Annotated in this window: 18 protein-coding genes; 13 read left to right on the forward strand and 5 right to left on the reverse strand. The window is 70.4% G+C overall.

Features of this window, described 5'->3' with window-relative positions; all coding sequences use genetic code 11:
• Positions 1-59: 59 nt before the first annotated feature.
• The 8 genes from metH (at position 60) to AB0J97_RS32160 (ending at position 11,012) form a co-directional block, all read left to right on the forward strand.
• Positions 60-3,524, forward strand: coding sequence for a methionine synthase (metH, locus tag AB0J97_RS32125; RefSeq protein ID WP_364095575.1), 3,465 nt, complete (start codon positions 60-62; stop codon positions 3,522-3,524).
• A gap of 18 nt (positions 3,525-3,542) precedes the next feature.
• On the forward strand, positions 3,543-4,184 hold the full coding sequence (locus tag AB0J97_RS32130; protein ID WP_364095578.1) for an HAD family phosphatase: 642 nt from the start codon (positions 3,543-3,545) through the stop codon (positions 4,182-4,184).
• An 85-nt stretch (positions 4,185-4,269) separates the two neighbouring features.
• On the forward strand, positions 4,270-4,746 hold the full coding sequence (locus AB0J97_RS32135; protein WP_364095581.1) for a cellulose synthase: 477 nt from the start codon (positions 4,270-4,272) through the stop codon (positions 4,744-4,746).
• Between the two features lie 274 nt (positions 4,747-5,020).
• Positions 5,021-6,019: an ABC transporter permease gene (locus tag AB0J97_RS32140; RefSeq protein ID WP_364095584.1), complete on the forward strand. Its 999-nt coding sequence runs from the start codon at positions 5,021-5,023 to the stop codon at positions 6,017-6,019.
• Positions 6,020-6,082: 63 nt separating this feature from the next.
• Entirely contained in the window at positions 6,083-7,852 is a 1,770-nt protein-coding gene (locus AB0J97_RS32145; RefSeq protein WP_357706980.1) for an ABC transporter substrate-binding protein, read from the forward strand.
• A gap of 93 nt (positions 7,853-7,945) precedes the next feature.
• Positions 7,946-8,959, forward strand: a complete 1,014-nt coding sequence (locus AB0J97_RS32150) for an ABC transporter permease (RefSeq protein ID WP_357706979.1) — start codon at positions 7,946-7,948, stop codon at positions 8,957-8,959.
• On the forward strand, positions 8,956-9,984 hold the full coding sequence (locus tag AB0J97_RS32155) for an ABC transporter ATP-binding protein (protein ID WP_357706978.1): 1,029 nt from the start codon (positions 8,956-8,958) through the stop codon (positions 9,982-9,984). Before AB0J97_RS32150 ends, AB0J97_RS32155 begins: the two co-directional genes overlap by 4 nt.
• Entirely contained in the window at positions 9,981-11,012 is a 1,032-nt protein-coding gene (locus AB0J97_RS32160; RefSeq protein ID WP_357706977.1) for a dipeptide ABC transporter ATP-binding protein, read from the forward strand. The genes AB0J97_RS32155 and AB0J97_RS32160 overlap by 4 nt, the downstream gene beginning before the upstream one ends.
• A 56-nt stretch (positions 11,013-11,068) precedes the next feature.
• On the opposite strand, the gene AB0J97_RS32165 is transcribed toward AB0J97_RS32160, so the two are convergent.
• From AB0J97_RS32165 to AB0J97_RS32175, 3 genes are all read right to left on the reverse strand, one after another.
• Positions 11,069-11,752, reverse strand: coding sequence for a response regulator transcription factor (locus AB0J97_RS32165; RefSeq protein ID WP_364095590.1), 684 nt, complete (start codon positions 11,750-11,752; stop codon positions 11,069-11,071).
• The gene (locus tag AB0J97_RS32170; RefSeq protein ID WP_364095593.1) at positions 11,749-12,924 is read right to left on the reverse strand and encodes a sensor histidine kinase; all 1,176 of its coding nucleotides are present in this window, start codon (positions 12,922-12,924) and stop codon (positions 11,749-11,751) included. The genes AB0J97_RS32165 and AB0J97_RS32170 overlap by 4 nt, the downstream gene beginning before the upstream one ends.
• A gap of 72 nt (positions 12,925-12,996) precedes the next feature.
• Positions 12,997-13,857: a RecB family exonuclease gene (locus tag AB0J97_RS32175; protein ID WP_357706972.1), complete on the reverse strand. Its 861-nt coding sequence runs from the start codon at positions 13,855-13,857 to the stop codon at positions 12,997-12,999.
• A gap of 116 nt (positions 13,858-13,973) precedes the next feature.
• Here AB0J97_RS32175 and AB0J97_RS32180 point away from each other — a divergent pair, with 116 nt between their 5' ends.
• Together AB0J97_RS32180 and AB0J97_RS32185 are read left to right on the forward strand one after the other, a co-directional pair.
• Positions 13,974-15,110, forward strand: a complete 1,137-nt coding sequence (locus AB0J97_RS32180; RefSeq protein WP_357706970.1) for a site-2 protease family protein — start codon at positions 13,974-13,976, stop codon at positions 15,108-15,110.
• Between the two features lie 317 nt (positions 15,111-15,427).
• The gene (locus AB0J97_RS32185; protein WP_364095598.1) at positions 15,428-16,954 is read left to right on the forward strand and encodes an FHA domain-containing protein; all 1,527 of its coding nucleotides are present in this window, start codon (positions 15,428-15,430) and stop codon (positions 16,952-16,954) included.
• Positions 16,955-17,200: 246 nt separating this feature from the next.
• On the opposite strand, the gene AB0J97_RS32190 is transcribed toward AB0J97_RS32185, so the two are convergent.
• Positions 17,201-17,671 carry a hypothetical protein gene (locus AB0J97_RS32190; RefSeq protein WP_364095601.1) on the reverse strand — a complete coding sequence of 157 codons (471 nt, stop codon included), beginning with the start codon at positions 17,669-17,671 and terminating at the stop codon, positions 17,201-17,203.
• Between the two features lie 188 nt (positions 17,672-17,859).
• On the reverse strand, positions 17,860-18,951 hold the full coding sequence (locus tag AB0J97_RS32195) for a GNAT family N-acetyltransferase (RefSeq protein ID WP_364095604.1): 1,092 nt from the start codon (positions 18,949-18,951) through the stop codon (positions 17,860-17,862).
• 55 nt (positions 18,952-19,006) lie between these two features.
• Here AB0J97_RS32195 and AB0J97_RS32200 point away from each other — a divergent pair, with 55 nt between their 5' ends.
• The 3 genes from AB0J97_RS32200 to hypF all read left to right on the forward strand — a co-directional run bounded on the left by AB0J97_RS32200 (position 19,007) and on the right by hypF (position 24,255).
• Positions 19,007-19,858, forward strand: a complete 852-nt coding sequence (locus tag AB0J97_RS32200; protein ID WP_357706966.1) for a tRNA (adenine-N1)-methyltransferase — start codon at positions 19,007-19,009, stop codon at positions 19,856-19,858.
• Positions 19,859-20,062: 204 nt separating this feature from the next.
• Positions 20,063-21,826: a proteasome ATPase gene (arc, locus tag AB0J97_RS32205; RefSeq protein WP_357706964.1), complete on the forward strand. Its 1,764-nt coding sequence runs from the start codon at positions 20,063-20,065 to the stop codon at positions 21,824-21,826.
• Between the two features lie 170 nt (positions 21,827-21,996).
• Entirely contained in the window at positions 21,997-24,255 is a 2,259-nt protein-coding gene (gene hypF, locus AB0J97_RS32210) for a carbamoyltransferase HypF (RefSeq protein WP_364095607.1), read from the forward strand.
• The last annotated feature ends 17 nt before the right edge of the window (positions 24,256-24,272 follow it).

Consider the following 24,272-nt stretch of genomic DNA (forward strand, 5'->3'; position numbering starts at 1 on the left):
CACGTCAATTGACAGGCGGAAGAATAAGCGGTCGGGACGCACCCGATAAGCTCTACGGCATGAGCATCTCCCCGTCCTTCCGAGAAGTGTTGTCCCAGCGCGTGATCGTGGCCGACGGGGCTATGGGCACGATGCTCCAGGCGCAGGACCCGACGCTCGACGACTTCGAGGGTCACGAGGGGTGCAACGAGGTACTCAACGTCACCCGCCCCGACATCGTCCAGGGCGTGCACGACGCCTACTTCGCCGTCGGCGTCGACTGCGTCGAGACCAACACCTTCGGCGCCAACCTGGCCGCGCTCGGCGAGTACGACATCGGCGAGCGCGTCTTCGAGTACTCCGAGGCCGGCGCCCGCATCGCCCGCGAGCGGGCCGACCACTGGTCCACGCCCGACCAGCCGCGCTTCGTCCTCGGCTCGATGGGGCCCGGCACCAAGCTGCCGACCCTGGGCCACCTGCCCTACCGGAACCTGCGCGACGCCTACCGCGACAACGCGGCCGGCCTGATCGCGGGCGGCGCCGACGCGCTCATCATCGAGACCTGCCAGGACCTGCTCCAGGTCAAGGCCGCCGTCATCGGCGCCAAGCGGGCCGTCGAGGCCGCCGGCCGCGACGTCCCGATCATCGCCCAGGTGACGATCGAGACCAACGGCGCGATGCTGCTCGGCTCCGAGATCGGCGCCGCGCTCACCGCGATCGAGCCGCTCGGCGTCGACATCGTCGGGCTCAACTGCGCCACCGGCCCGGCCGAGATGAGCGAGCACCTGCGCTACCTCGCCCGCCACTCCCGGCTCAAGCTGTCGTGCATGCCCAACGCCGGCCTGCCGGTGCTCACCTCCGACGGCGCGTACTACCCGCTGTCGGCGCAGGAGCTGGCCGACGCGCACGAGACCTTCGCCCGCGACTACGGCCTGTCGCTGGTCGGCGGCTGCTGCGGCACCACCCCCGAGCACCTGCGCCAGGTGGTCGAGCGGGTGCGCGGCAAGGAGGTCGCCGCGCGCCGCCCCCACCCCGAGCCCGGCGCCTCCTCCCTCTACCAGACGGTCCCCTTCCGCCAGGACACCTCCTACCTGGCCATCGGCGAGCGCTGCAACACCAACGGCTCCAAGGCCTTCCGCGAGGCGATGCTGGAGGGCCGCTGGGACGACTGCGTGGAGACCGCCCGCGACCAGGCCCGCGACGGCGCCCACATGCTCGACCTGTGCGTCGACTACGTCGGCCGCGACGGCGTGGCCGACATGAAGGAGCTGGCGTTCCGCTTCGCCACCGCCTCCACGCTGCCGATCATGCTCGACTCCACCGAGCCCGCCGTGCTCCAGGCCGGCCTGGAGATGCTCGGCGGCCGCGCGGCCGTCAACTCCGTCAACTACGAGGACGGCGACGGCCCCGACTCCCGCTTCCAGAAGATCATGCGCCTGGTGCGCGAGCACGGCGCGGCGGTCGTCGCGCTGACCATCGACGAGGAGGGCCAGGCCCGCACCGCCGACTGGAAGGTGCGCGTGGCCAGCCGCCTCATCGAGGACCTGACCGGCAACTGGGGCATGCGCGTCGAGGACATCATCGTCGACTGCCTGACCTTCCCCATCGCCACCGGCCAGGAGGAGACCAGGCGCGACGGCCTGGAGACGATCGAGGCCATCCGCGAGCTCAAGCGCCGCTACCCGGGCGTGCAGACCACGCTGGGGCTGTCCAACATCAGCTTCGGCCTCAACCCGGCCGCCCGCATGGTGCTCAACTCGGTGTTCCTCAACGAGTGCGTCAACGCCGGCCTCGACTCGGCCATCGTGCACGCGTCCAAGATCCTGCCGATGGCCCGCATCCCCGACGAGCAGCGCCAGGTCGCGCTCGACATGGTCTACGACCGCCGCCGCGAGGGCTACGACCCGCTGCAGCGCTTCATGGACCTGTTCGAGGGCGTCGACGCCGCGGCCATGCGCGCCGGCAAGGCCGAGGAACTGGCCGCGCTGCCGCTGTGGGAGCGCCTCAAGCGGCGCATCATCGACGGCGAGCGCAAGGGCCTGGAGGCCGACCTCGACGACGCGCTCAGCCAGCGGCCCGCGCTGGAGATCATCAACGAGGTGCTGCTCGACGGCATGAAGACGGTCGGCGAGCTGTTCGGCTCCGGCCAGATGCAGCTGCCGTTCGTGCTGCAGTCGGCCGAGGTGATGAAGGCCGCCGTGGCCTACCTCGAGCCGCACATGGACCGCGTCGACGGCGAGACCAAGGGCCGCATCGTGCTGGCCACGGTCAAGGGCGACGTGCACGACATCGGCAAGAACCTCGTGGACATCATCCTGTCCAACAACGGGTACCAGGTGGTCAACCTCGGCATCAAGCAGCCGGTCTCGGCCATCCTGGAGGCCGCCGACGAGCAGAAGGCCGACGTGATCGGCATGTCCGGCCTGCTGGTGAAGTCGACGGTCATCATGAAGGAGAACCTGGAGGAGATGAACTCCAGGGGCCTGTCGGAGAGGTACCCGGTGCTGCTCGGCGGCGCCGCCCTCACCCGCGCCTACGTCGAGCAGGACCTCGCCGAGCTGTTCGAGGGCGAGGTGCGCTACGCCCGCGACGCGTTCGAGGGGCTGCGGCTGATGGACTCGTTCATGGCCGTCAAGCGGGGCGTCGTGGGCGCCACGCTGCCGCCGCTGCGCGAGCGGCGCGTCAAGACCGGCGCGGTGCTGCAGCGCACCCCGGTCGAGGCGCTGCCCGCCCGCTCCGACGTGGCCGCCGACAACCCGGTGCCTGCGGCGCCCTTCCACGGCGACCGCGTGGTGAAGGGCATCTCGCTGGCCGAGTACGCGGCCTTCCTCGACGAGCGCGCCCTGTTCCTGGGCCAGTGGGGCCTCAAGCCCACCAGGGGCGGCGACGGGCCCGGCTACGAAGAGCTGGTCGAGACCGAGGGCCGGCCCAGGCTGCGCATGTGGCTGGAGCGCATGCAGACCGAGGGCCTGCTGGAGGCGGCCGTCGTCTACGGCTACTTCCCGTGCGTCAGCGACGGCGACTCGCTGATCATCCTGGGCGACGACGGCAACGAGCGCACCCGCTTCACCTTCCCGCGCCAGCGCCGCGACCGGCACCTGTGCCTGGCCGACTTCTTCCGGGGCAAGGACTCCGGCGAGGTCGACGTGGTCGGCTTCCAGGTGGCCACCATGGGCGCCAAGATCTCCCAGGCCACCGCCGAGCTGTTCGCGAAGGACGCCTACCGCGACTACCTGGAGCTCCACGGCCTGTCGGTGCAGCTCACCGAGGCGCTGGCCGAATACTGGCACGCCCGGGTGCGCGCGGAGTGGGGCATCGGCGGTCAGGAGACGCTCGACGACATGCTCAAGGTCAACATCCAGGGCTGCCGCTACTCCTTCGGCTACCCCGCCTGCCCCAACCTGGAGGACCAGCGGCAGCTGTTCGAGCTGCTCGAGCCCGGGCGCATCGGCGTCAGCCTGTCGGAGGAGTTCCAGCTCCACCCCGAGCAGGCCACCTCGGCGCTGGTCGCCCATCACCCCGAGGCCAAGTACTTCAACGTCTAGATCCGGGGGGAACAACCCGTGGAAGCGGTCTTCTTCGACATGGACGGCCTGCTCGTCGACAGCGAGAAGGTCTGGCTGGAGATCGAGACCAGGGTCATGGCCCGGCTCGGCGCCGAATGGACGCCACAGCACCAGGCCCACCTGGTGGGCGGTTCCATGGAGCGCACGCTCGACTACATGCTGGGCGTCTCCGGCGCCGACGTGCCGGCGTCGACGGTGCAGGAGTGGATGGTCTCCGGCATGGTCGAGCGCCTGGCGGAGGGCGTCGGGGTCATGCCGGGGGCCGCGGAGCTGCTGGAGGCCCTGCGTGACGAGGGGGTGCCGGTCGGCCTGGTCACCTCCTCGATGAAGGAGATCGCCGAGGCCGTGCTCAAGGGCTTCGGCAGAGACCGCTTCGACGTCGTCGTCACCGCCGCCGACGTCGAGCGGACCAAGCCCGACCCCGAGCCGTACCTCAAGGCCGCCCGGCTGCTCGGCGTCGAGCCGGTGCGCTGCGTCGTGCTGGAGGACTCACCCAACGGCGTGGCGGCCGCCACGGCGGCGGGCTGCGCCGTCGTGGCCGTCCCGAACCTGCTGCCCGTCGAGCCGGCCCCCGGCCGCCTGGTGGTCTCCTCGCTGGCCGAGGTCGGGGTCGCCGATCTGCGCGCGTTGATCCCCTAGGGGGCGTCTGGTCCTCGCGGAGGAGGGGCCGCCCGTGTTTCGCGTGCCAGGATGGAAGGCGTAGTCGAGACGAGGGGCGGCCTCAATGTTCAATCAGATCGCCTGGTTGCCGCTGTGCGCCGGGGTGACGGCGGTAGGGCTGGTGCTGAGCTTCCTGGCCTTCAGGCGCAGGGGAGCGGCCGCGGGGATGCGGCTGGCGGCCTGGTCGCTGCTGCCGGTGGCGGCCTACCTGACCGGCGCGCTCAGCGCGCTGTGGACGATCGGGGCGACCGCGGTGGGGTTCGTCACCGGGCTGGTGCTCAACCCGATGGTGTGGGCCGGCGTGGCCGTGGCGGGTCTGGCCGCCGTGCTGTTCGTCGTCTCCGGGTTCATGCGCGGCCGCAGGCTGTCCGTGGGCCGGAAGAAGAAGGCGGCCCCCGAGCCGGACGGGAAGCCGGACGGGAAGCCGTCGGTTCAGCCCGTAGCGAACAAGTCGCAGCCGTCGGTGACCCCCAAGACGCCCAAGAGCGACGATGACTTCTCCGATATCGAGGCCCTGCTGAAGCGCCGCGGCATCAGCTGATTTCGGACGGAATCGGTCGTGGATCGGCACTGTCACAGTTCCGAGACCCAACCGGGACGGGCTGTAGACATTCTCATCAAGATCGATACGAATAAGTTTCGCGTCAATCACAGTTGAGCCACATCGAGCGCTGAGGGACTGGTCATACCAGCTCAGGCCATAGATTCTGCCTCCTGGGGCCGCGACTGCGCGGACTCGCCTTGCACGGGCGCACTACCCTGACCGGGTCGCGCCGACACGGACGACGTCGTCTGGAATCCAGGGGGCCACTGGCATGACCGCACCGCTCGATGTTCCTGGCTCGGCCGCTGAGGCCGGGCCGGAGACCGTTCTTGAGGGGGCGGAGTCTTCAGTCATCCGGGGGCGTTCCCTCGGGCAGATCGCCTGGATGCGCCTCAAGCGCGACCGCATCGCGATGATCGGCGGCATCGTCATCGTCCTGTTGATCCTCGTGGCGATCTTCGCGCCGCTGCTGGTGTCGTGGTTCGGTCACGACCCGGCCGAATGGCACCGGGAGAAGATCGACCCGGCGATCCAGGCTCCGATCGGCGCCTTCGGCGGCATGAGCTGGGACTTCCTGTTCGGTGTCGAGCCCACCACGGGCCGCGACCTGTTCAGCCGGATCCTGTACGGCGCCCGCATCTCCCTGCTGATCGCGTTCTTCGCGACTCTGCTGTGCGTGGTGCTCGGCACGGTGATGGGGATGATCGCCGGCTTCTTCGGCGGCTGGGTCGACACCGTCATCTCCCGTCTCATGGACATCTTCCTCGCCTTCCCGCTGCTGGTGTTCGCGCTGGCGCTGGCGGGCGTCATTCCCGACAAGGCGTTCGGCATGTCGGGCGACACCCTCAGGATCAGCCTGCTGGTCTTCATCATCGGCTTCTTCAACTGGCCCTACATCGGGCGCATCATCCGAGGCCAGACGCTCTCCCTGCGCGAGCGGGAGTTCGTCGACGCCTCAAGAAGCCTGGGCGCGCGCAGCCACACGATCCTGTTCAAGGAGATCCTGCCCAACCTGCTCGCGCCGATCCTCGTGTACTCGACGCTGCTGATCCCGTCGAACATCCTGTTCGAGGCCGCACTCTCCTTCCTCGGCGTGGGCGTGCGGCCGCCGACCCCCACGTGGGGAGGCATGCTGGCTGAGGCGGTCCACAACTACGACGTGGCGCCCAACTTCATGATCTTCCCCGGCCTCGCGATCTTCATCACCGTGCTGGCGTTCAACCTGCTCGGTGACGGCCTCAGGGACGCGTTCGATCCCAAGGCCCGATAAGGCCTCGTGAGTAGTTATCCGCAAGTTCTCTCAACTCCTAGATTCAAGGGGTGTGTCAGGTCGATGAAGATGAGATCTAAGGCGTCGGCGATCGCGGTGACCGCCGCTCTCGCCGTGGTCGTCTCCGCGTGTGGCGGCGGCGGTGGCGGCAGCAAGAACACCAGCGGTTCGGGCAGCGACGACAAGCCGTCCAGCAAGTACAACGCGGGCGTGACGGCGGTCATCAACCCGTCGGAGAAGGCCGGCGGCACGCTCCACATGGGCATGCCCGGCGACTTCGACTCGGTCGACCCGGGCGACATGTACTACGGCTACGCCTGGAACTTCGCCCGCCTCTACACGCGCGCGCTGACCATGTTCAAGCCGGTCCCCGGCGAGGAGGGCCTGCAGCTCGTCGGCGACCTGGCCGAGGGCCTGGGCACGCCGAGCGACGGCGGCAAGACCTGGACGTACAAGCTGCGCAAGGGCGTCAAGTTCGAGGACGGCACCCCGGTGACCGCCAAGGACGTCAAGTACGGCGTGGCGCGCTCGCTGGACAAGGACATCCTGCCCAGCGGCCCGACGTACTTCAACGACTGGCTCGACCTCGGCGGCTACACCGGCCCGTACAAGATGAAGGGCAAGCTCGACGACCTCAAGGCGATCGAGACGCCCGACGACCAGACGATCGTCTTCCACCTGAAGAAGGCGTACGGCGGTTTCGACTACTTCGCCATGCTCCCGCAGACGGCCCCCGTGCCCGAGGCCAAGGACACCGGCTCGAAGTACAAGGAGCACCCGGTCGCGACCGGCCCGTACATGTTCAAGGCGCACGAGCTCACCAAGCGCATCGAGCTCGTCAAGAACCCGAACTGGGACGCGGCGACCGACCCCAACCGCAAGCAGCTCAACGACTCCATCGAGGTGCTGCTCGGCCAGAACGAGGACGACCTCGACCAGCGCCTGCTCTCCGGCAAGATCGACGTCAAGGTCAACAGCACCGGTGTGGCGGCCAACGCCCGCAAGACCGTCCTGACGGACGAGAAGGTCAAGCAGTACGCCGACTCGGCCCCGATCGACCGCACCTGGTTCACCAACATCAACGGTGACGTGCCGCCGTTCGACAACATCCACTGCCGCAAGGCCGTGCAGTACGCGACCGACCGCTCGGCCATCCAGGGCGCCTACGGCGGTCCGGACGCCGGTGGCGACGTGGCACTCAGCCTCATGCCGGCCAAGATGACCGGCTACCAGAAGATCGACCCCTACGGCGTCGAGGCCAACCCGACCGGTGACGTCGCCAAGGCCAAGGAGGAGCTGGCGGCCTGTGGCCAGCCCAACGGCTTCAGCACCACCATCTCCTTCCGCAACGAGCGCTCCGCCGAGAAGCAGACCGCCGAGGCGCTGCAGCAGTCGCTCGGCCGCGTGGGCATCAAGCTGGAGCTCAAGGGCTTCCCGCAGGGTGACTACTTCAAGCTCTACGCCGGCAAGCCCGACTTCGCCAAGAAGAACGGCCTGGGCCTCATGGTCTACGGCTGGGGCGCCGACTACCCCGAGGGCTTCGGCTTCTTCCAGCAGATCGTCGACAGCCGGGTCATCCGTCCCGCCGGTAACACCAACCTCGGCGTGAAGGACCCCAAGATCGACGAGCTGATCGACCAGGCCGCGGGCGAGACCGACGCGACCAAGCGCAACGCCATCTGGGCCGCGGTCGACAAGGAAGTCATGGAGTCGTCGTACATCCTTCCCTACGTCTGGGCGCACGGCCTGTTCTACCGGCCGCCGCAGCTGAAGAACGTCTTCGTCTCCCAGAACTGGGGCATGTACGAGTTCCTCACGCTGAGCACCCAGTAGCAACGGCGCATACTGCCGGAACGTCACGTACCGAAAGCAGGTGAAGGCTTCGGCGGCCGGGCCCACAAGGCCCGGCCGCCATGGCCGAGATCAGTGTTCACATACATTCTCAGACGGTTGATAGCGGCCGTCATGCTGCTCTTCGTGGTGAGCATCGCGACGTTCGCCATCTTCTTCCTCGTGCCTCGGCTCGCTGGGATGTCCGCTGACGACCTGGCCTCCCGGTACGTGGGCAAGGCGGCCAACGCCGAGGTGATCCACGACACGGCTGTGCGCCTCGGCTTCTACGACCCGATCATGGTCCAGTACGGACGTTTCGTGCAGGGCATCTTCGTCGGCGTCGACCGCAACTACGGCCCCGGCATCGAGCACTGCCCGGCGCCCTGCTTCGGCTACAGCTACGTCAGCCAGAACCCGGTCCTGCCCGACCTGCTCAACCGCCTGCCGATCACGTTGTCGCTGGCGCTCGGCGCGGCCGTGGTGTGGGTCATCTTCGGCGTGGCCACCGGCGTGCTGTCGGCGCTGCGCCGCGGCAGCTTCTTCGACCGCCTGTCCATGGGCATCGCGCTGGCCGGCGTCTCGCTGCCGATCTTCTTCACCGGCATCGTCTCCCTGGCCATCTTCCGCGACCAGCTCGGACTGGTGGGCGACGTGGCCGACTGGGTGCCGATCAGCGAAGACCCGCTCACCTGGGCCAACAACCTCATGCTGCCCTGGGTGACGCTCGCCTTCCTGTACGCCGCCGGCTACGCCCGGCTCACCCGGGCGGGCATGCTGGAGACCATGTCGGAGGACTACATCCGCACGGCCAGGGCCAAGGGCCTGGCGGAGCGGAAGGTGGTGCTCAAACACGGGCTGCGGGCCACGCTCACCCCCGTGCTCACCATGTTCGGCCTCGACCTGGGGCTGCTGCTCGGCGGCGCCGTCCTGACCGAGAGCACCTTCTCGCTGCCCGGCATCGGCAAGTACGCCGTCGACGCCATCAGCAACAACGACCTTCCCCAGGTGATGGGCGTCACGATCGTCGCGGCGGCCTTCATCATCCTGGCCAACCTGATCGTCGACCTGCTCTACGCGGTCGTTGACCCGAGAGTGAGGCTGGCGTGAGTCCCTTTCTCGACGTCAAGGACCTGAAGATCCACTTCCCGACCGACGACGGCCTGGTCAGGTCCGTCGACGGTCTGACCTTCAGCCTCGAACGCGGCAAGACGCTCGGCATCGTCGGCGAGTCCGGCTCGGGCAAGTCGGTCACCAGCCTCGGCATCCTCGGTCTGCACAAGGGCAAGGGCGCCAACGTCTCCGGCGAGATCTGGCTCGACGGCGAGGAGCTCGTCGGCGCCTCGCAGGAGCACGTGCGCGGGCTGCGCGGCAAGAAGATGGCGATGATCTTCCAGGACCCGCTGTCGGCGATGCACCCGTTCTACACGGTCGGCGACCAGATCATCGAGGCGTACCGGATCCACCACAAGGTCTCCAAGGCCGTCGCCAAGAAGCACGCCGTCGACATGCTGGGCCGCGTGGGCATCCCCGAGCCGCACAGCCGGGTCGACTCCTATCCGCACGAGTTCTCCGGCGGCATGCGCCAGCGCGCCATGATCGCCATGGCGCTGTCGTGCGACCCCGAACTGCTCATCGCCGACGAGCCGACCACCGCGCTCGACGTGACCGTGCAGGCCCAGATCCTCGACCTCATGGTCGACCTGCAGCGCGAGTTCAACTCCGCGCTGATCATCATCACCCACGACCTGGGCGTGGTGGCCGAGCTGTCCGACGACATCCTGGTCATGTACGGCGGCAAGTGCATCGAGTACGGCACCGCCGACGACATCTTCTACCGTCCCGAGCACCCCTACACATGGGGTCTACTGGGATCGATGCCCCGCCTCGACCGCGAGCCCACCGAACGGCTGCTGCCGATCAAGGGGTCGCCGCCGTCCCTCATCAACGTGCCTCCGGGCTGCGCCTTCCACCCCCGCTGTCCCTACGCCGAGCGCACCGGGGACAAGGCCAGGAGCGAGGTGCCCGGCCTGATCGAGACCGAGGGCGGCCACCTGGTGCGCTGCCACATGAGCAGGACGGAGCGGCGGGAGCTGTGGGAGAACGAGATCAAGCCAGTGCTGGAGAGCCAGTGAGCGAGACGGTGACCGCGAACGAGCCGCTTCTTTCCGTCCAAGGGCTGGAGAAGCACTTCCCGGTGACGAAGGGCCTGCTCAAGCGGCAGGTCGGCGCCGTCAAGGCGGTCGACGGGGTCAGCTTCGACGTCTTCAAGGGCGAGACGCTCGGCCTGGTGGGGGAGTCCGGCTGCGGCAAGTCCACCACCGGCCGCCTGGTCACCAGGCTGCTGGAGCCGACCGGCGGCAAGATCGTCTTTGAGGGCCAGGACATCACGCACATGGGGCAGGGCAGGCTCAGGCCGCTCCGCCGCGACATGCAGATGATCTTCCAGGACCCGTTCTCGTCGCTGAACCCCCGCCACACCGTCGGTACGATCGTCGGTGCGCCGTTCCGCATCCAGGGCGTGCAGACCGAGAACGGCGTCAAGAAGGCGGTCCAGGACATCCTCGCCCTGGTCGGCCTCAACCCCGAGCACTACAACCGCTATCCGCACGAGTTCTCCGGCGGCCAGCGGCAGCGCATCGGCATCGCCCGCACGCTCGCGCTCAAGCCCAAGCTCATCATCGCCGACGAGCCGGTCTCCGCGCTCGACGTGTCCATCCAGGCCCAGGTCGTCAACCTGCTGGAGGACCTGCAGAACGAGCTCGACCTGACCTACGTCGTGATCGCCCACGACCTGTCGGTGGTGCGCCACATCAGCGACCGGGTCGCGGTCATGTACCTGGGCAAGATCGTCGAGATCGCCGACCGCAAGAGCCTCTACAGCTCGCCGATGCACCCCTACACCAACGCCCTGCTGTCGGCCGTGCCGGTGCCCGACCCCAAGGCGCGCAAGGAACGCGAGCGCATCAGGCTCACCGGCGACGTGCCCAGCCCGCTCAACCCGCCGCCCGCCTGCCGCTTCCACACCCGCTGCTGGAAGGCGCAGGAGATCTGCAAGACGGTCGAGCCGCCCCTGGAGACCATGGCCGGCGGCCACCGCGTGGCCTGCCACTTCCCGGAGAACGCGCCCGCCGCCGCGACCGCCGCGGCGACCCAGGCCTGACCGCCTGACGGGGGCCTACCGCCCCTGGCCGCCGCCCTCCAGCCGGGGCGGCGGCCTCAGGACAGCGTGCCGGGCGTGATCAGCCCGGTCTCGTACGCCAGCACCACGGCCTGCACCCGGTCGCGCAGCCCCAGCTTGGTCAGCACGTTGCCCACGTGCGTCTTGACCGTCGTCTCGCTCACCACGAGCTTGGCCGCGATCTCCGCGTTGGACATGCCCTTGGCGATCAGCCGCAGCACCTCCAGCTCCCGCTCGGTCAGCCGGTCGAGCCGGGCCGGCGTGGCCTGCTCGTAGGCCGAGGGCAACCGCCTGGAGAACCGGTCGAGCAGCCGCCTGGTCACGCTCGGCGCCACGATCGCGTCGCCGGCCGCCACCACCCGGATCGCCTGCACCAGCTCGTCGGGCGGCACGTCCTTCAGCAGGAACCCCGACGCCCCCGACCGCAGCGCCTCCACGATGTACTCGTCGAGGTCGAACGTGGTCAGCACCAGCACCTTCGGCACGTGCGCCGTCGGCGCGGCCTCCCGCACGATCCTGCGGGTCGCCTCGATGCCGTCGACGCCCGGCATGCGGATGTCCATGAGCACCACGTCGGGCAGCAGCGCCCTGGTCTGCTCCATCGCGGCCTTGCCGTCGCCGGCCTGGCCGACCACGGTGATGTCGGACTCGGCCTCCAAGATCAGCCGGAATCCCGTGCGCAGCAGCGGCTGGTCGTCCACCAGCAGCACTCTGATCGTCATTGGCCGTCCTTCAACGGGAAGCTCGCCCGCACCTCGAAACCGCCCCCCGGTCGCGGACCGATGTTCAGAATTCCACCATAGAGTGCGACCCGCTCGCGAATGCCGACCAGTCCGTGGCCCGGCCGGTCGGTCGCCGGCGCGGTGCCCATGCCGTCGTCCTCGACGCGTACGTCCAGGCCGGTGGGGGCGTGGCGGACGGTGACCACCGCCTCGGCCCCGGCCCCCGCGTGCCGCAGGCTGTTCGTCAGCCCCTCCTGGACCAGCCGGTAGGCGGCCAGGTCGACCCCGGCGGGCAGCGGCCGCGGCTCGCCCTCCACGCGCAGCAGCGTGGGCAGCCCCGCCTCGCGCATCTGCTCCACCAGCCCGGGCAGGTCGCCCACGCCCGGCTGCGGCCCCAGCTCGGCCCGCGCGTCGGTACGCAGCACGCCCACGATGTTGCGCATCTCCGTCATCGCCAGCCGCCCGGTGTTCTCGATCGCCGACAGCGCCTCCCGCGCCAGGTCGGGATCGGCGGAAAGCACCCGCCGCGCCGCGGCCGCCTGCACCGTCATCACGCTCACGTGGTGGGCCACCACGTCGTGCAGCTCGCGGGCGATGCGCGAACGCTCCTCGGCCCGCGCGGCCCGCGTGTCGGCCGCGTGGGCCCGCTCCAGCCTGGACGCCCGGTCGCGCAGCTCCTCCAGGTACGCCCGCCGCAGCCGCAGGCTCCTGCCCGCCCCCCAGACCGCCAGCAGCACCACGATCGCCACCACGTGCTCACTCGGGCCCGGCAGCGTGACCGGCCCGGCCAGCGCCCCCACCGTGTACGTCAGCAGCGAGACCAGCAGACCGCCCAGCGCCACCGCCAGCCCCCGGTTGGAGGCCACCGAGTACAGCAGCACCAGCCCGGACACCCCCGACGCACCGGCGCCGTAACCCAGGGAGGTCAGCAGCGTCTCGGGCACCAGGCCCGCGCACAGCGCCGCCAGCGGCCAGCGCCTGCGCACCGCGATCGGCGCGGCGGCCAGCACCAGCAGCGCCGCCCCGAGCCCGTCGGGCGCGCGCATGCCTTCGGGCGCCAGCTCCGGCGGCTGCAGGCGCTCGGGCCCGTAGAGGAGGAAGAGCATCACCGAGGCCGCGGCCACCACCACGGCCAGGGCCGTGTCGTGGAACAGGGGTCGGTCGATCCGCACCGCTTCACTGTAGGCCCAGGTGAGAGCCTGGAACTCCTCCCTCGGGAGGATAAGGGGCGGCCTGTCGGAGGGCTACAGCTCGTCGGTGGCCGCGCGCCGGTTGCTGCGCACGGTGTCGCCGGGCTGACGGTCGGGCACCGGCGGAGGGGTGCCGCCGAACTCGGGGCACAGCGCCTGATGGTCGCACCAGTCGCACAACTTGCTGCGGCGCGCCCGCCACTCGCCGGTCTCCAGCGCCCGCTCGATCGCCGTCCACAGCGCCATGACCTTGCGCTCGGTGGCCAGCAGGTCGGCCTCGTCGGGGGCGTAGCGCAGCACCTCGCCGCGCCCGCCCAGGTAGACCAGCTGCAGCAGCCGGGGCACCTCCCCGCGCAGCCGCCACAGCACCAGCGCGTAGAACTTCATCTGGAACAGCGCCTTGGCCTCGAAGTCGGGGCCGGGCGCGCTGCCCGTCTTGTAGTCGACCACCCGGACCTCGCCGGTGGGCGCCACGTCGAGCCGGTCGACGTAGCCCCGCAGCATCAGGCCGCCCTCCAGCACCGCCTGCACGTAGAGCTCGCGCTCGGCAGGCTCCAGCCGGGTCGGGTCCTCCAGGGTGAAGTAGCGCTCCAGCATCGCCCGCGCCTGCGCCAGCCACTCGGCCTGCTCGGCGTCGTCGGCGAACATGCGCGCATATTGCTCGTCGTCCTCCAGCAGCCGCTGCCACTGCGGCTCCAGCAGCTCCAGCGCCGCCTGCACCGAGCGGCGCGGCGCCGGCAGGTCGTAGAGCCGCTCCAGCACGGCGTGCACCACGGTGCCGCGCACGGCCGCGGGGGAGGGTTTCTCGGGCAGCTGGTCGATGACCCGGAACCGGTAGAGCAGGGGACAGGTCATGAAATCGCCTGCCCGGGACGGGGAGAGAGCTCCGATGATCACCGGTTCGGTCAACGTCATGCACCGCACTCTAGGTCAAGAGCCCGACAGAATAACCCTCGCCGGGACGAGGAACACGTGATCGGGCGCGTAGCATCGAGGCAGCAACAGCACGTAATGGACGTACGAGGAGTGCGGTGAGCGAGCAGAGCCCGCGTCAGGAGTTCCCCGGCCTTCGGATGGGGCGTCCCTTCGGCATCCCGGTGTACGTCTCCTGGACGTGGTTCATCGTCGCCGGCTTCATCACCGTCATGTTCGGCCCCCGCATGCGCGACATGCTGCCCGAGCTGGACAGCACCGTCGCCTACGCGGTGGCCTTCGTCTTCGCCGTGCTGCTCTACGTCTCGGTGCTGCTGCACGAGCTGGCCCACAGCGTGCTGGCCAAGATGTTCGGCCTGCCGGTGCGCCGGATCACCCTCTACTTCCTCGGCGGCGTGTCCGAGATCGAGAAGGAGCCGCCCACGCCGGGCAAGGAGTTCCTGGTCGCCGCCGCCGGGCCTGGGCTGTCGCTGGGCCTGGCGGGCCTGGGCCTGCTCGCCGACACGTACCTGATCAACGACGGCGGCATCGCCGAGGTGCTCATCTGGCAGTTGTGGGTGGCCAACCTCATCGTCGGCGTGTTCAACCTGCTGCCCGGCCTGCCTCTCGACGGCGGCCGCATGCTGCGCGCGGGCGTCTGGAAGCTGACGAAGAACCCCGGCTCCGGCACGGTCGTGGCCGCCTGGGGCGGGCGCGTGCTGGCCGTGCTCCTGGTCGTCCTGCCGTTCGCGACGTCGATGACGAGCGGGCAGGGGTTCGACCCGGTCGAGCTGCTGTGGCCGGTGGTGCTGGCCTCCTTCATCTGGATGGGCGCCACCCAGTCGCTGCGCGTGGCCCGCATCCGCGCCCGCATCCCGCAGGTCAACGCGCGGGCGCTGGCCCGCAGGGCGATCCCGGTGGCGGGCGAGACGCCGCTGGCCGAGGCGCTGCGGCAGGCCACCGAGCAGCGCGCGGGCGCCCTGGTCGTGGTCGACCACGACGGACGGCCGGTCGCCATCGTCAACGAGGCGGCCGTCCAGGCCACCCCCGAGCACCGGCGGCCGTGGGTCGACGTGGCCTCGCTGGCCAAGGCGATCGAACCCACCATGGTGCTCGCCGCCGACCTGACCGGCGAACCGCTCATCGACGCCATGCGCTCGGCCCCCGCCGGCGAGTACCTGCTGGTGGAGCACGGTGGCGAGATCTACGGCGTGCTCGCCACCGCCGACGTCAACCGCGTCTTCACCGGGGTCTGACATGCCCCGCGTGTTTGCGGCTAAGGTCTTGTCCGGCCACTTCCCGTAGCCCGGCGATTTCGATGCCAGGACGGCAGGCCGATAGTCTTCTGTTTGGCCGAACTTGCACAGTTGACGGGTTGGTCGTGGTCCACCGGTTCACCGAATCGAGACGCCTGGGCCGCGACACGGGCACGTCGCCTGGGTATGCGTATGGCTGGTGGCCGGCACGGCAGTGCGGGTGCCGTAATATCGCCGGCTTCCGGGGAGGAGAGTTGAGTGACCGAGCGCAGCGAGGGCACCGATGAGCGCAGCACGGTCGTCATGAGGGAGGGCGCATGAGCGGCCAGGGCTTCGGAGTGGTGCGTCCCCTTCCCGGTGACGGGCTCGTCGCCTACGTCGGCGGGTTGTTGCTGGTGTGCGACGCGGGCGAGACGGCCGCCGACGGCCTGATCGAGGCGCTGCGCGACACCGCCGCCTCCGGCGGCGACGGCCGGGCGCTGGCCCGCCGCGCGGCGCAGGTGCTGGCCGCCAACATGGCGGGCGACCCGGTCACGTGCGCGGTCGCCGGTCCCGTCGGCGGCGGCGTGGCGGTGCTGGTCAGCGGCTCCGCGTCCGCCTCGGTCAGCACCTCGGGCGGCGAGACGCGCCTGGCCGGCAGCGACTCGCTGACCTGGGCCGACCGGCTGATCAGCGGCCCGGTCGAGCGCGTCGAGCTCACCCTGCCCGGCGCCGGCGCCGCGCATCCCGCGGTCGGCTTCGAGGGCGGCGTCGTCCACGGCGGCGGCCTGATCGGCGACCTCACCGACCAGCCGGTGCACGTACGTCCCCAGGCGCAGGCGCCCGACCGGTCCAGGCCGCTCACCAGCGAGCTGCCCAACACGGGCCTGCACATGGAGCCCGACCTGGCCCCGCCGGTCGAGCCGCCGGTCGAGCGACCGGTCGAGCGGCCTCCCTACCCGCTGGCCGACCAGCCGCCGCTCGTCCAGCAGGGCCCGCCCTCGGGCGCGCAGGCCGGCGTCCCGCACCCCGGCCCCCCGTCCGGCCCCCACTCCGGCCCTCCGTCGCTGGACCAGCCGCCGTTCGGGCACGACCAGCCGCCCTTCGGTCAGGACCAGTCGCCGTTCGGCCACGAGCAGCCGCCCTACCTCCCGCCCCAGGACCAGCCTCCCTATCTGCCCCCGCAGGAGCAGTCCCACCCCGAGCCCCCGCAGCAGTTCCCCTCCTACGACGACCTGCCGCCGGCCGGCAGCGGCATGGCCGACCACCAGCAGCAGCATCTGGGCCCGCCCGACCACTTCGACCAGCCGGCCCCGCCCGTGCTGGGCCCGCCGGAGCACTTCGACCACCCGGGGCCGCCGCCGCAGGAGCAGCAGGGCGACCACGGTGACCGTCCGCTGGTCTACGGGGTCGACTGCAAGAACGACCACTTCAACGACCCCAGGGTGCCCTACTGCGCCGTCTGCGGCATCGCCCTGGTGCAGCGGACGCTGGTGCCGTACAAGGGGCCGCGGCCCTCGCTCGGGGTGCTCATCCTCGACGACGGCACGGCGCTGCCGCTGGAGAGCGACTACCTGCTGGGCCGTGATCCCGAGCGCGCGCCCGAGGTGGCGGGCGGCTCGGCCAGGCCGGCCAAGGTCACCAGCCCCGACGGCTCGGTCTCGCGCCGCCACCTGCGGGTGGCCCTCGACGGCTGGGACGTCAACCTGGTCGACCTGGGCTCGGTCAACGGCACCCAGATCCAGCCGCCCGGCGACCCCAACTTCTACGACATCCCGCCCAACGAGCCGGTCACGATCGCGCCCGGCACGACGGTCCGGGTGGGCGTCTCCCGCACCCTGCGTTTCGAGGCCCACCGGGGCTGATCGAGGGGCTGATCGAGGGGCTGATCGAGGTCCCGTCCGCCCGCATTCCCTCGCCGGGAGTGCGGGCGTTCGTGTGCCGGGGAGCCGTTGCTGGAATTGCTTGGATAATGCCTGATATTTCCCGTCTGAATGCGAAATATCGGGACCGGAGAACGCATTTCCTGCGAACGCTGCGTGACGTTTCCGGAAAAGTCCGGACTTGATCGGCGGCCCTCTCGGAAAGCGGGATCCGGGCCGTCCAAAGGGTCAGCCGGGCCGGAAGGTCCGTACGCCGCGGAACAGCCGCACGGCCGTCTCCAGCCCGCGCGCGCCCTCCACCGCCCGCCCCGCCGCCGTCGCGAACCGGCCCAGCAGGTGCTCGTCCCCCTCCTGGAACCCCCGTCCCGCCACCCACACGAACGTGTGGTCGCGCACCTGCGCCGGCACCGGGACGGCCAGGAACCCCGGCTCGCCCATCGTCTCGTCCCGGGCCAGCCGCAGGGCCTCCTCCACGACGGCCAGCTCCTTCAGCACCCCCGACTCCGTCAGCCACCGCCGCACCCGCAGCGGGTCACCCGGCGGCGCGTGGACGTGCACCGGACGGGCCTCCCGCCGCAGCACGTCCACGTGGACGAACCCCGCGTACGCGGTGCCCGCCACGACGGCCGCGGCGCGCGCGAGCCGATCGATCACGTCGGCGATCTCCAGGCAGGAGAACGCGGAGATGAGGTCACGCATGGCGATATCGACACGGTTGTTTGGCATCGCGGTGATTCCCTCGGGTAGAGGGGGAAGAGATCGCGCGGCCCGGTCACGCGAAACTCCGAACGGTGCCCCGGAGTATCACCCTCGACGCGGCTCTTGACTACCCCTCAACAGGAAATTGCGATTTTTCCGCATTTAGGAGGTCAGGCTGGCCGAGCCCTTCACGACGACCGCAGCCGCACCCACTCCACGTCGTCCGCCCGCGTGCCGTCCGGCTTCGGGAACAGCTCCCGGTGCAGGCTCTCCCTGCTGAAACCGGCGCGCTCCAGCACCGCGTGCGAGGCCGTGTTCACCACGTCGGTGCCCGCCACGATCCGGTGCAGGGACGTGCGCGCGAACGCCCAGTCGACCAGGAGCCGCACCGCGCGGGTCATGAACCCCCTGCCGCGGAAGGCCGGCACCAGCGAGTAGCCGATCATGGCCTGCCCGAGCACGGGGGCGACCTGCATGAGCTGGAGGTGCCCGGCGAAGGCGCCGGTGGCCGCGTCCCTGATCGCCAGCTCGATCCGCTGGCCGGTGGCCCACCAGTAGCCGGTGCAGCGGCAGCGCTGCTCGTCCTCCGCCAGGGAGGCCGGCGGGGTCAGGGAGTAGGCCGTCACGCTCGGGTCGCACATCATCCGGTGGTACTCGGCGGCGTCGTCCACCGAGAGCGGCACGAGCCGCACCACGCCGTCGTTCAGCTCGCCGCCGTCGAAGAAGGGCAGGTACGGCTCGTCGGCCGGCGCCGGCTCCCCGGCGATCCTGGCGAAGGACACCAGGTCGGCCCACCGCCCGTCGCGCAGCCGCCTGGCCCTGCGCCGCCGGCCCTCCTCGCGGAACCCGGCCTTGAGCGCGACCTTGAGGCTCGCCACGTTCTCCACCTCGGCCTGCAGCTCGACCCGGTGCACCCCCTGGTCGGCCAGCCAGTCGGCGACCGCCCTGGCGGCCCGGGCGGCCACGCCCCTGCCACGCGCCCAGGGCGCCACCACGTAGCCGATCTCGGCCGTGCCCCAGCGGTCGGGCGGGCGGACCCCGATCGCGCCGCAGTAGCGGCCGTCCTCGGTGACGGCCCACTCCGCGCCGCCCGACTCCCACTTGTCCTCGGCGTACTTCAGGTAGGCGAGGGCGTCCTCGGCCCGGTACGGCGAGGGCAGCAGCGGCAGATGCCGGGCGGTGACGGGATCGTCCATCGTGCGCGCGACGGCCTCGGCGTCGGGCTCGGCGGGCATTCGCAGGATCAGGGGGCCGGTGGAGATCACGTCGCGCGGGAGCATCTCCCATAGATACCGTGCGTCCGGACGCGGGAGAAACCCATATAACCTTGCCACCATGGGTTTCCGCAGGCATGGGCCGTTCCAGGCAGGGGATCAGGTGCAGCTCACCGACCCCAAGAACAAGCGCCACACGATCACGCTCAAGCAGGACGGCGTCTTCCACACGCACAAGGGCGCCATCCCGCACAGCGACCTGATCGGGCAGCCTGAAGGTTCCGTCGTGCGGTCCTCCGGCGGCACCGCCTACCTCGCCTTCCGCCACCTCCTGCAGGACTACACGCTCGCGATGCCGCGCGGCGCGGCCGTCATCTACCCCAAGGACGCCTCGATGATCGTCGGCATGGCCGACGTCTTCCCCGGCGCCCGGGTGATCGAGGCCGGCGTCGGCTCCGGCGCCCTGACCTGCTTCCTGCTGCGCGCCGTCGGCCCCGAGGGCCATGTGACCTCCTACGAGCGCCGCGAGGAGTTCGCCGAGGTGGCCCGCAAGAACGTGGAGAAGTTCTTCGGCGGCCCCATGGACGACAACTGGCGCCTGGCCCTCGGCGACCTGGTCTCCTCGATCGACGAGACCGACGTCGACCGCGTCATCCTCGACATGCTCGCCCCCTGGGAGTGCGTCGACGCCGCCGCCAAGGCCCTCACCCCCGGCGGGGTCATCTGCTGCTACGTCGCCACGACGACCCAGATGTCCAAGACCGTGGAGGCCATTCGCGATCACGGGTGTTTCACCGAGCCTCATGCGTGGGAGACCCTGGTTCGCGACTGGCATGTCGAAGGGCTCGCGGTTCGTCCCGATCATCGGATGATCGGCCACACCGGCTTCCTCGTCAGCGCCCGTCGCATGGCAGACGGAGTGACGCCGCCACCGCGACGCCGCCGACCGAAGGGAACCACTGAGGAACTATGACAATTTGGCCACGAGGGTGCGTTGGTGCGTGACACGGGAACAGATCGCCGTGTTCATATGCTGGGAGTATTAAACGCACCATTGGGGATTATTCACCGAATACTGCATGTCACTCGACGAACACTGCCCGGCCAGGTTACGGAGGGGCCCGAGATAGGTAAGGTCCTTAGTAGTCGCCCTCGACTGGGAAGGAGGTGACGGGGCGTGGCAGCTCGCGATGATGCTGAGGCTCGAGCCGCGCAGCGCGAACGGGAGGTCGCTGATCTTTCAACACAGGTCTCCTTCCTGCAGGAGGAGATCACCGCGCTGAGGCGGAAGCTGGCCGAGTCACCCCGTCAGGCCAGAGTCCTCGAAGAGCGTCTCCATGAGGCACAGGCGAATCTCGCGGCCGTGACCGGCCAGAACGAGCGCCTGGTGGCCACACTCAAGGAGGCCAGGGACCAGATCGTCGCTCTCAAGGAGGAGGTCGACCGGCTGGCGCAGCCGCCGTCCGGCTTCGGCACCTTCCTTGAAGCCCGAGAAGACGGCACGATCGAGGTGTTCACCGGAGGGCGCAAGCTCCGGGTGAACGTCAGCCCCGCCGTCGACGTCGACTCGCTGAGGCGTGGCCAGGAGGTCATGCTCAACGAAGCGCTCAACGTGGTCGAGGCACTCGGCTACGAAGAGGTCGGCGAGATCGTCATGCTCAAGGAACTGCTGGACGAGGGCAAGCGGGCCCTGGTCATCTCGCACGCCGACGAGGAGCGCGTCGTACGACTGGCCGACTCGCTGGTCGGCCAGCCCATCAGGGCCGGTGACTCGCTCCTGCTCGAACCCCGCTCCGGCTACGTCTACGAGCGCATACCCAAGTCCGAAGTCGAAGAGCTCGTCCTCGAGGAGGTCCCCGACATCTCCTACGAGGAGATCGGCGGGCTCATGCGGCAGATCGAGCAGATCAGGGACGCCATCGAGCTGCCCTACCTGCACGCCGACCTGTTCCGCGAGCACAAGCTCCGTCCCCCGAAGGGCGTGCTGCTCTACGGCCCGCCCGGCTGCGGCAAGACGCTCATCGCCAAGGCGGTCGCCAACTCGCTGGCCAAGCAGGTCGCCGAGAAGACCGGCCAGTCGGGCAAGAGCTTCTTCCTCAACATCAAGGGCCCGGAGCTGCTCAACAAGTACGTCGGCGAGACCGAGCGGCACATCCGCCTGGTCTTCCAGCGGGCTCGTGAGAAGGCCTCCGAGGGCACCCCGGTGATCGTGTTCTTCGACGAGATGGACTCGATCTTCCGCACCCGAGGCTCCGGCGTCTCCTCCGACGTGGAGAACACCATCGTCCCTCAGCTGCTGTCGGAGATCGACGGCGTCGAGGGCCTGGAGAACGTCATCGTGATCGGCGCCTCCAACCGCGAGGACATGATCGACCCCGCGATCCTGCGGCCCGGCCGCCTGGACGTGAAGATCAAGATCGAGCGGCCCGACGCCGAGGCGGCCAAGGACATCTTCTCCAAGTACCTGCTGGCCGAGCTTCCCCTGCACCCCGACGATCTGTCCGAGCACGGCGACTCTCGCGAGGCGACCATCCACGGCATGATCCAGAGTGTGGTCGAGCGCATGTACACCGAGAGCGAGGAGAACCGCTTCCTCGAGGTGACCTACGCCAACGGTGACAAGGAAGTCCTCTACTTCAAGGACTTCAACTCGGGCGCGATGATCCAGAACATCGTCGACCGGGGCAAGAAGATGGCCATCAAGCAGTTCCTGGAGAGCGGCCAGAAGGGTCTGCGGGTGCAGCACCTGCTCACCGCCTGCGTCGACGAGTTCTCCGAGAACGAAGACCTGCCCAACACCACCAACCCCGACGACTGGGCCCGCATCTCCGGCAAGAAGGGCGAGCGGATCGTCTACATCCGCACGCTGGTCTCCGGCAAGCAGGGCACCGAGGCCGGCCGTTCGATCGACACGGTCGCCAACACCGGCCAGTACCTGTAGGGAAGCAGCTGGAAAGGGCCGCGCGGCCGACCGCGCGGCCCTTTCCATGTCCGCTGTGCGCCCACTGGGGGCTCGCCGGGGCCCGACGTGGGGCGCCTGCCGTCAGAAGGGGCGCGCGACACGCGTCATCCGCCGTACAAGCAGGCTCGATGAGGCGCACACTGGGGCCTGTGACAGTCCGCAAACGGGTGGACGTCCGCGTCGAAGGCGTCGTCCAGGGCGTGGGCTTCCGCCCCTTCGTGTATTCGCTGGCCAGCAGACTCGGCCTGGCCGGGCGCGTGCGCAACGACGTCGAGGGGGTGTTCATCGAGGTCGAGGGCGCCTTGGCGGGGGTCGAGGAGTTCCTGACCGCGCTGGAGCGCGACGCGCCGGCCCTGTCGGAGATCGAGAGCGTCACCGTCGTCAGCGGCGCGCCCGCGGGCCACCGGGGCTTCACCATCACCGCCGGCGACCCGGCCGGCCCGCGCCGCGCCCTCGTCCCGGCCGACCTCGCCACCTGCGACGACTGCCTGCGTGAGCTGGCCGACCCGGCCGGTCGCCGCCACCGCTACCCGTTCGTCGCCTGCGCCAACTGCGGGCCGCGCTTCACCGTCGTGCGCGGCGTGCCCTTCGACCGGCTGCTGACCACCATGGCCGGGTTCGCGATGTGCGCCGACTGCTCGGCCGAGTACCACGACCCCGGCGACCGCCACTTCCGCGCCGAGCCCACCTGCTGCCCGGCCTGCGGCCCGTCCCTGCGCCTGCTGGACGCGCGCGGCGCCGACCTGTGCGGCGACCCGATCGCCGCCTGCGCGAGCCTGCTGCGGGCCGGCCGCGTCGTCGCCGTCAAGGGCCTGGGCGGCTTCCACCTGGCCGTGCCTGCCGCCCACCAGGAGGCCGCCGCGGCCCTGCGGGCCCGCAAGCACCGCGCGGAGAAGCCGTTCGCCGTCATGGTCGCCGACCTCGACCAGGCCCGCCGCCTGTGCGCGGTCGACGGGCAGGCCGCCGAACTGCTCACCGGCCGCGCCCGCCCGGTCGTGCTGCTGCCCCGGCTGCCCGGCGCGCCGGTCGCCGACGCGGTCGCGCCCGGCAGGCGCGACCTCGGCCTGATGCTGCCCTACACGCCGCTGCACCACCTGCTGCTCCGGGAGCTGGCCGAGCCCATGGTGCTGACCGGCGGCAACGTCTGCGACGAGCCCATCGCCCACGAGGACGCCGACGCCGTCACCCGGCTCGGCGGCATCGCCGACGCCTTCCTCGTGCACGACCGGGCCATCCACGTGCGCGCCGACGACTCCGTGCTGCGCCCGTGGTCCGGCGGGCACACCGTGCTGCGCCGCGCCCGCGGCCACGCGCCCGAGCCGCTCACGCTGCGCCGTCCCGCGCCCCGCCCGGTGCTGGCCTGCGGCGCCGAGCTGGGCAGCACCTTCTGCCTGGTACGCGGCCGGCGCGCGTTCCTGTCCCAGCACCTCGGCGACCTGGACGACCAGGAGACCCTGCGCTCCTTCGTCGAGGGCATCGACCACTTCTGCGGCCTGTTCGACATCCGCCCCGAGGTCGTCGCCCACGACCTCGACCCCGGCTACCTGTCCACCAGGCACGCCCTGGAGCTGACCGGCGTCGAGCTCGTCGGCGTCCAGCACCACCACGCCCACATCGCCTCCTGCCTGGCCGACAACGGCGAGACGGGCCCGGTGATCGGGGTGGCGCTCGACGGGCCCGCCCACGGCCTCGACGGCACGCTGTGGGGCGGCGAGTTCCTGCGCGCCGACCTGGCCTCCTGCACCCGGCTCGGCCACCTGGCCCTGGTCCCGATGCCCGGCGGCGCGGCCGCGGTCCGCCAGCCGTGGCGCATGGCCGCCGCCTACCTGCGCGACGAGCACCCGGGCCTGGACGTCGTCCGCCGCAACGCCGCCCACTGGCCCGACGTGCTCGCCCGGACCCGTACCGGGGTGGGCGCGCCCATGACCTCCAGCGCCGGCCCGCTGTTCGACGCCGTCTCGGCGCTGCTCGGCATCCGCGACACCGTCACCTACGAGGGGCAGGCGGCCGCCGAGCTCGAACAGCGCGCCGACCCCGCCGAGACCGGCTCGTACGCGGCCACCATCACCGAGGGCGACCTGCTCGTCGTGCACGCCGCCGACCTCGTACGGGCCGCCGCCGCCGACGTCGCGGCCGGGATCGACCCCGGCACGATCGCGGGCCGCTTCCACAACGGCGTGGCCGACGCCGTCGTACGCTGCTGCGTCATGCTGAGGGACGGCACGGGCCTGAACACCACGGCGCTGTCGGGCGCCGTCCTGCAGAACGCGCTGCTGCTCGAACGGACCGTCGAGCGCCTGCGCGCGGCCGGGTTCCGGGTGCTCACCCACACCCGGGTGCCGCCCGGCGACGGCGGGCTCAGCCTCGGCCAGGCCGCCGTGGCCGCCGCCCGCGACCGCTCCACGTGACACCCGCCCGGGTGCCG

The organism is Nonomuraea sp. NPDC049607 (assembly GCF_040675375.1).
Classification (GTDB): domain Bacteria; phylum Actinomycetota; class Actinomycetes; order Streptosporangiales; family Streptosporangiaceae; genus Nonomuraea.

Excerpts from the sequence above, each read along its gene's own strand:
- metH (WP_364095575.1), top strand. The coding sequence starts at position 60 with ATGAGCATCTCCCCGTCCTTCCGAGAAGTGTTGTCCCAGCGCGTGATC.
- AB0J97_RS32135 (WP_364095581.1), top strand. The coding sequence starts at position 4,270 with ATGTTCAATCAGATCGCCTGGTTGCCGCTGTGCGCCGGGGTGACGGCG.
- AB0J97_RS32140 (WP_364095584.1), top strand. The coding sequence starts at position 5,021 with ATGACCGCACCGCTCGATGTTCCTGGCTCGGCCGCTGAGGCCGGGCCG.
- AB0J97_RS32145 (WP_357706980.1), top strand. The coding sequence starts at position 6,083 with ATGAAGATGAGATCTAAGGCGTCGGCGATCGCGGTGACCGCCGCTCTC.
- AB0J97_RS32165 (WP_364095590.1), bottom strand. The coding sequence starts at position 11,752 with ATGACGATCAGAGTGCTGCTGGTGGACGACCAGCCGCTGCTGCGCACG.
- AB0J97_RS32175 (WP_357706972.1), bottom strand. The coding sequence starts at position 13,857 with ATGACGTTGACCGAACCGGTGATCATCGGAGCTCTCTCCCCGTCCCGG.
- AB0J97_RS32185 (WP_364095598.1), top strand. The coding sequence starts at position 15,428 with ATGAGCGGCCAGGGCTTCGGAGTGGTGCGTCCCCTTCCCGGTGACGGG.
- AB0J97_RS32190 (WP_364095601.1), bottom strand. The coding sequence starts at position 17,671 with ATGCGTGACCTCATCTCCGCGTTCTCCTGCCTGGAGATCGCCGACGTG.
- AB0J97_RS32195 (WP_364095604.1), bottom strand. The coding sequence starts at position 18,951 with ATGCTCCCGCGCGACGTGATCTCCACCGGCCCCCTGATCCTGCGAATG.
- AB0J97_RS32200 (WP_357706966.1), top strand. The coding sequence starts at position 19,007 with ATGGGTTTCCGCAGGCATGGGCCGTTCCAGGCAGGGGATCAGGTGCAG.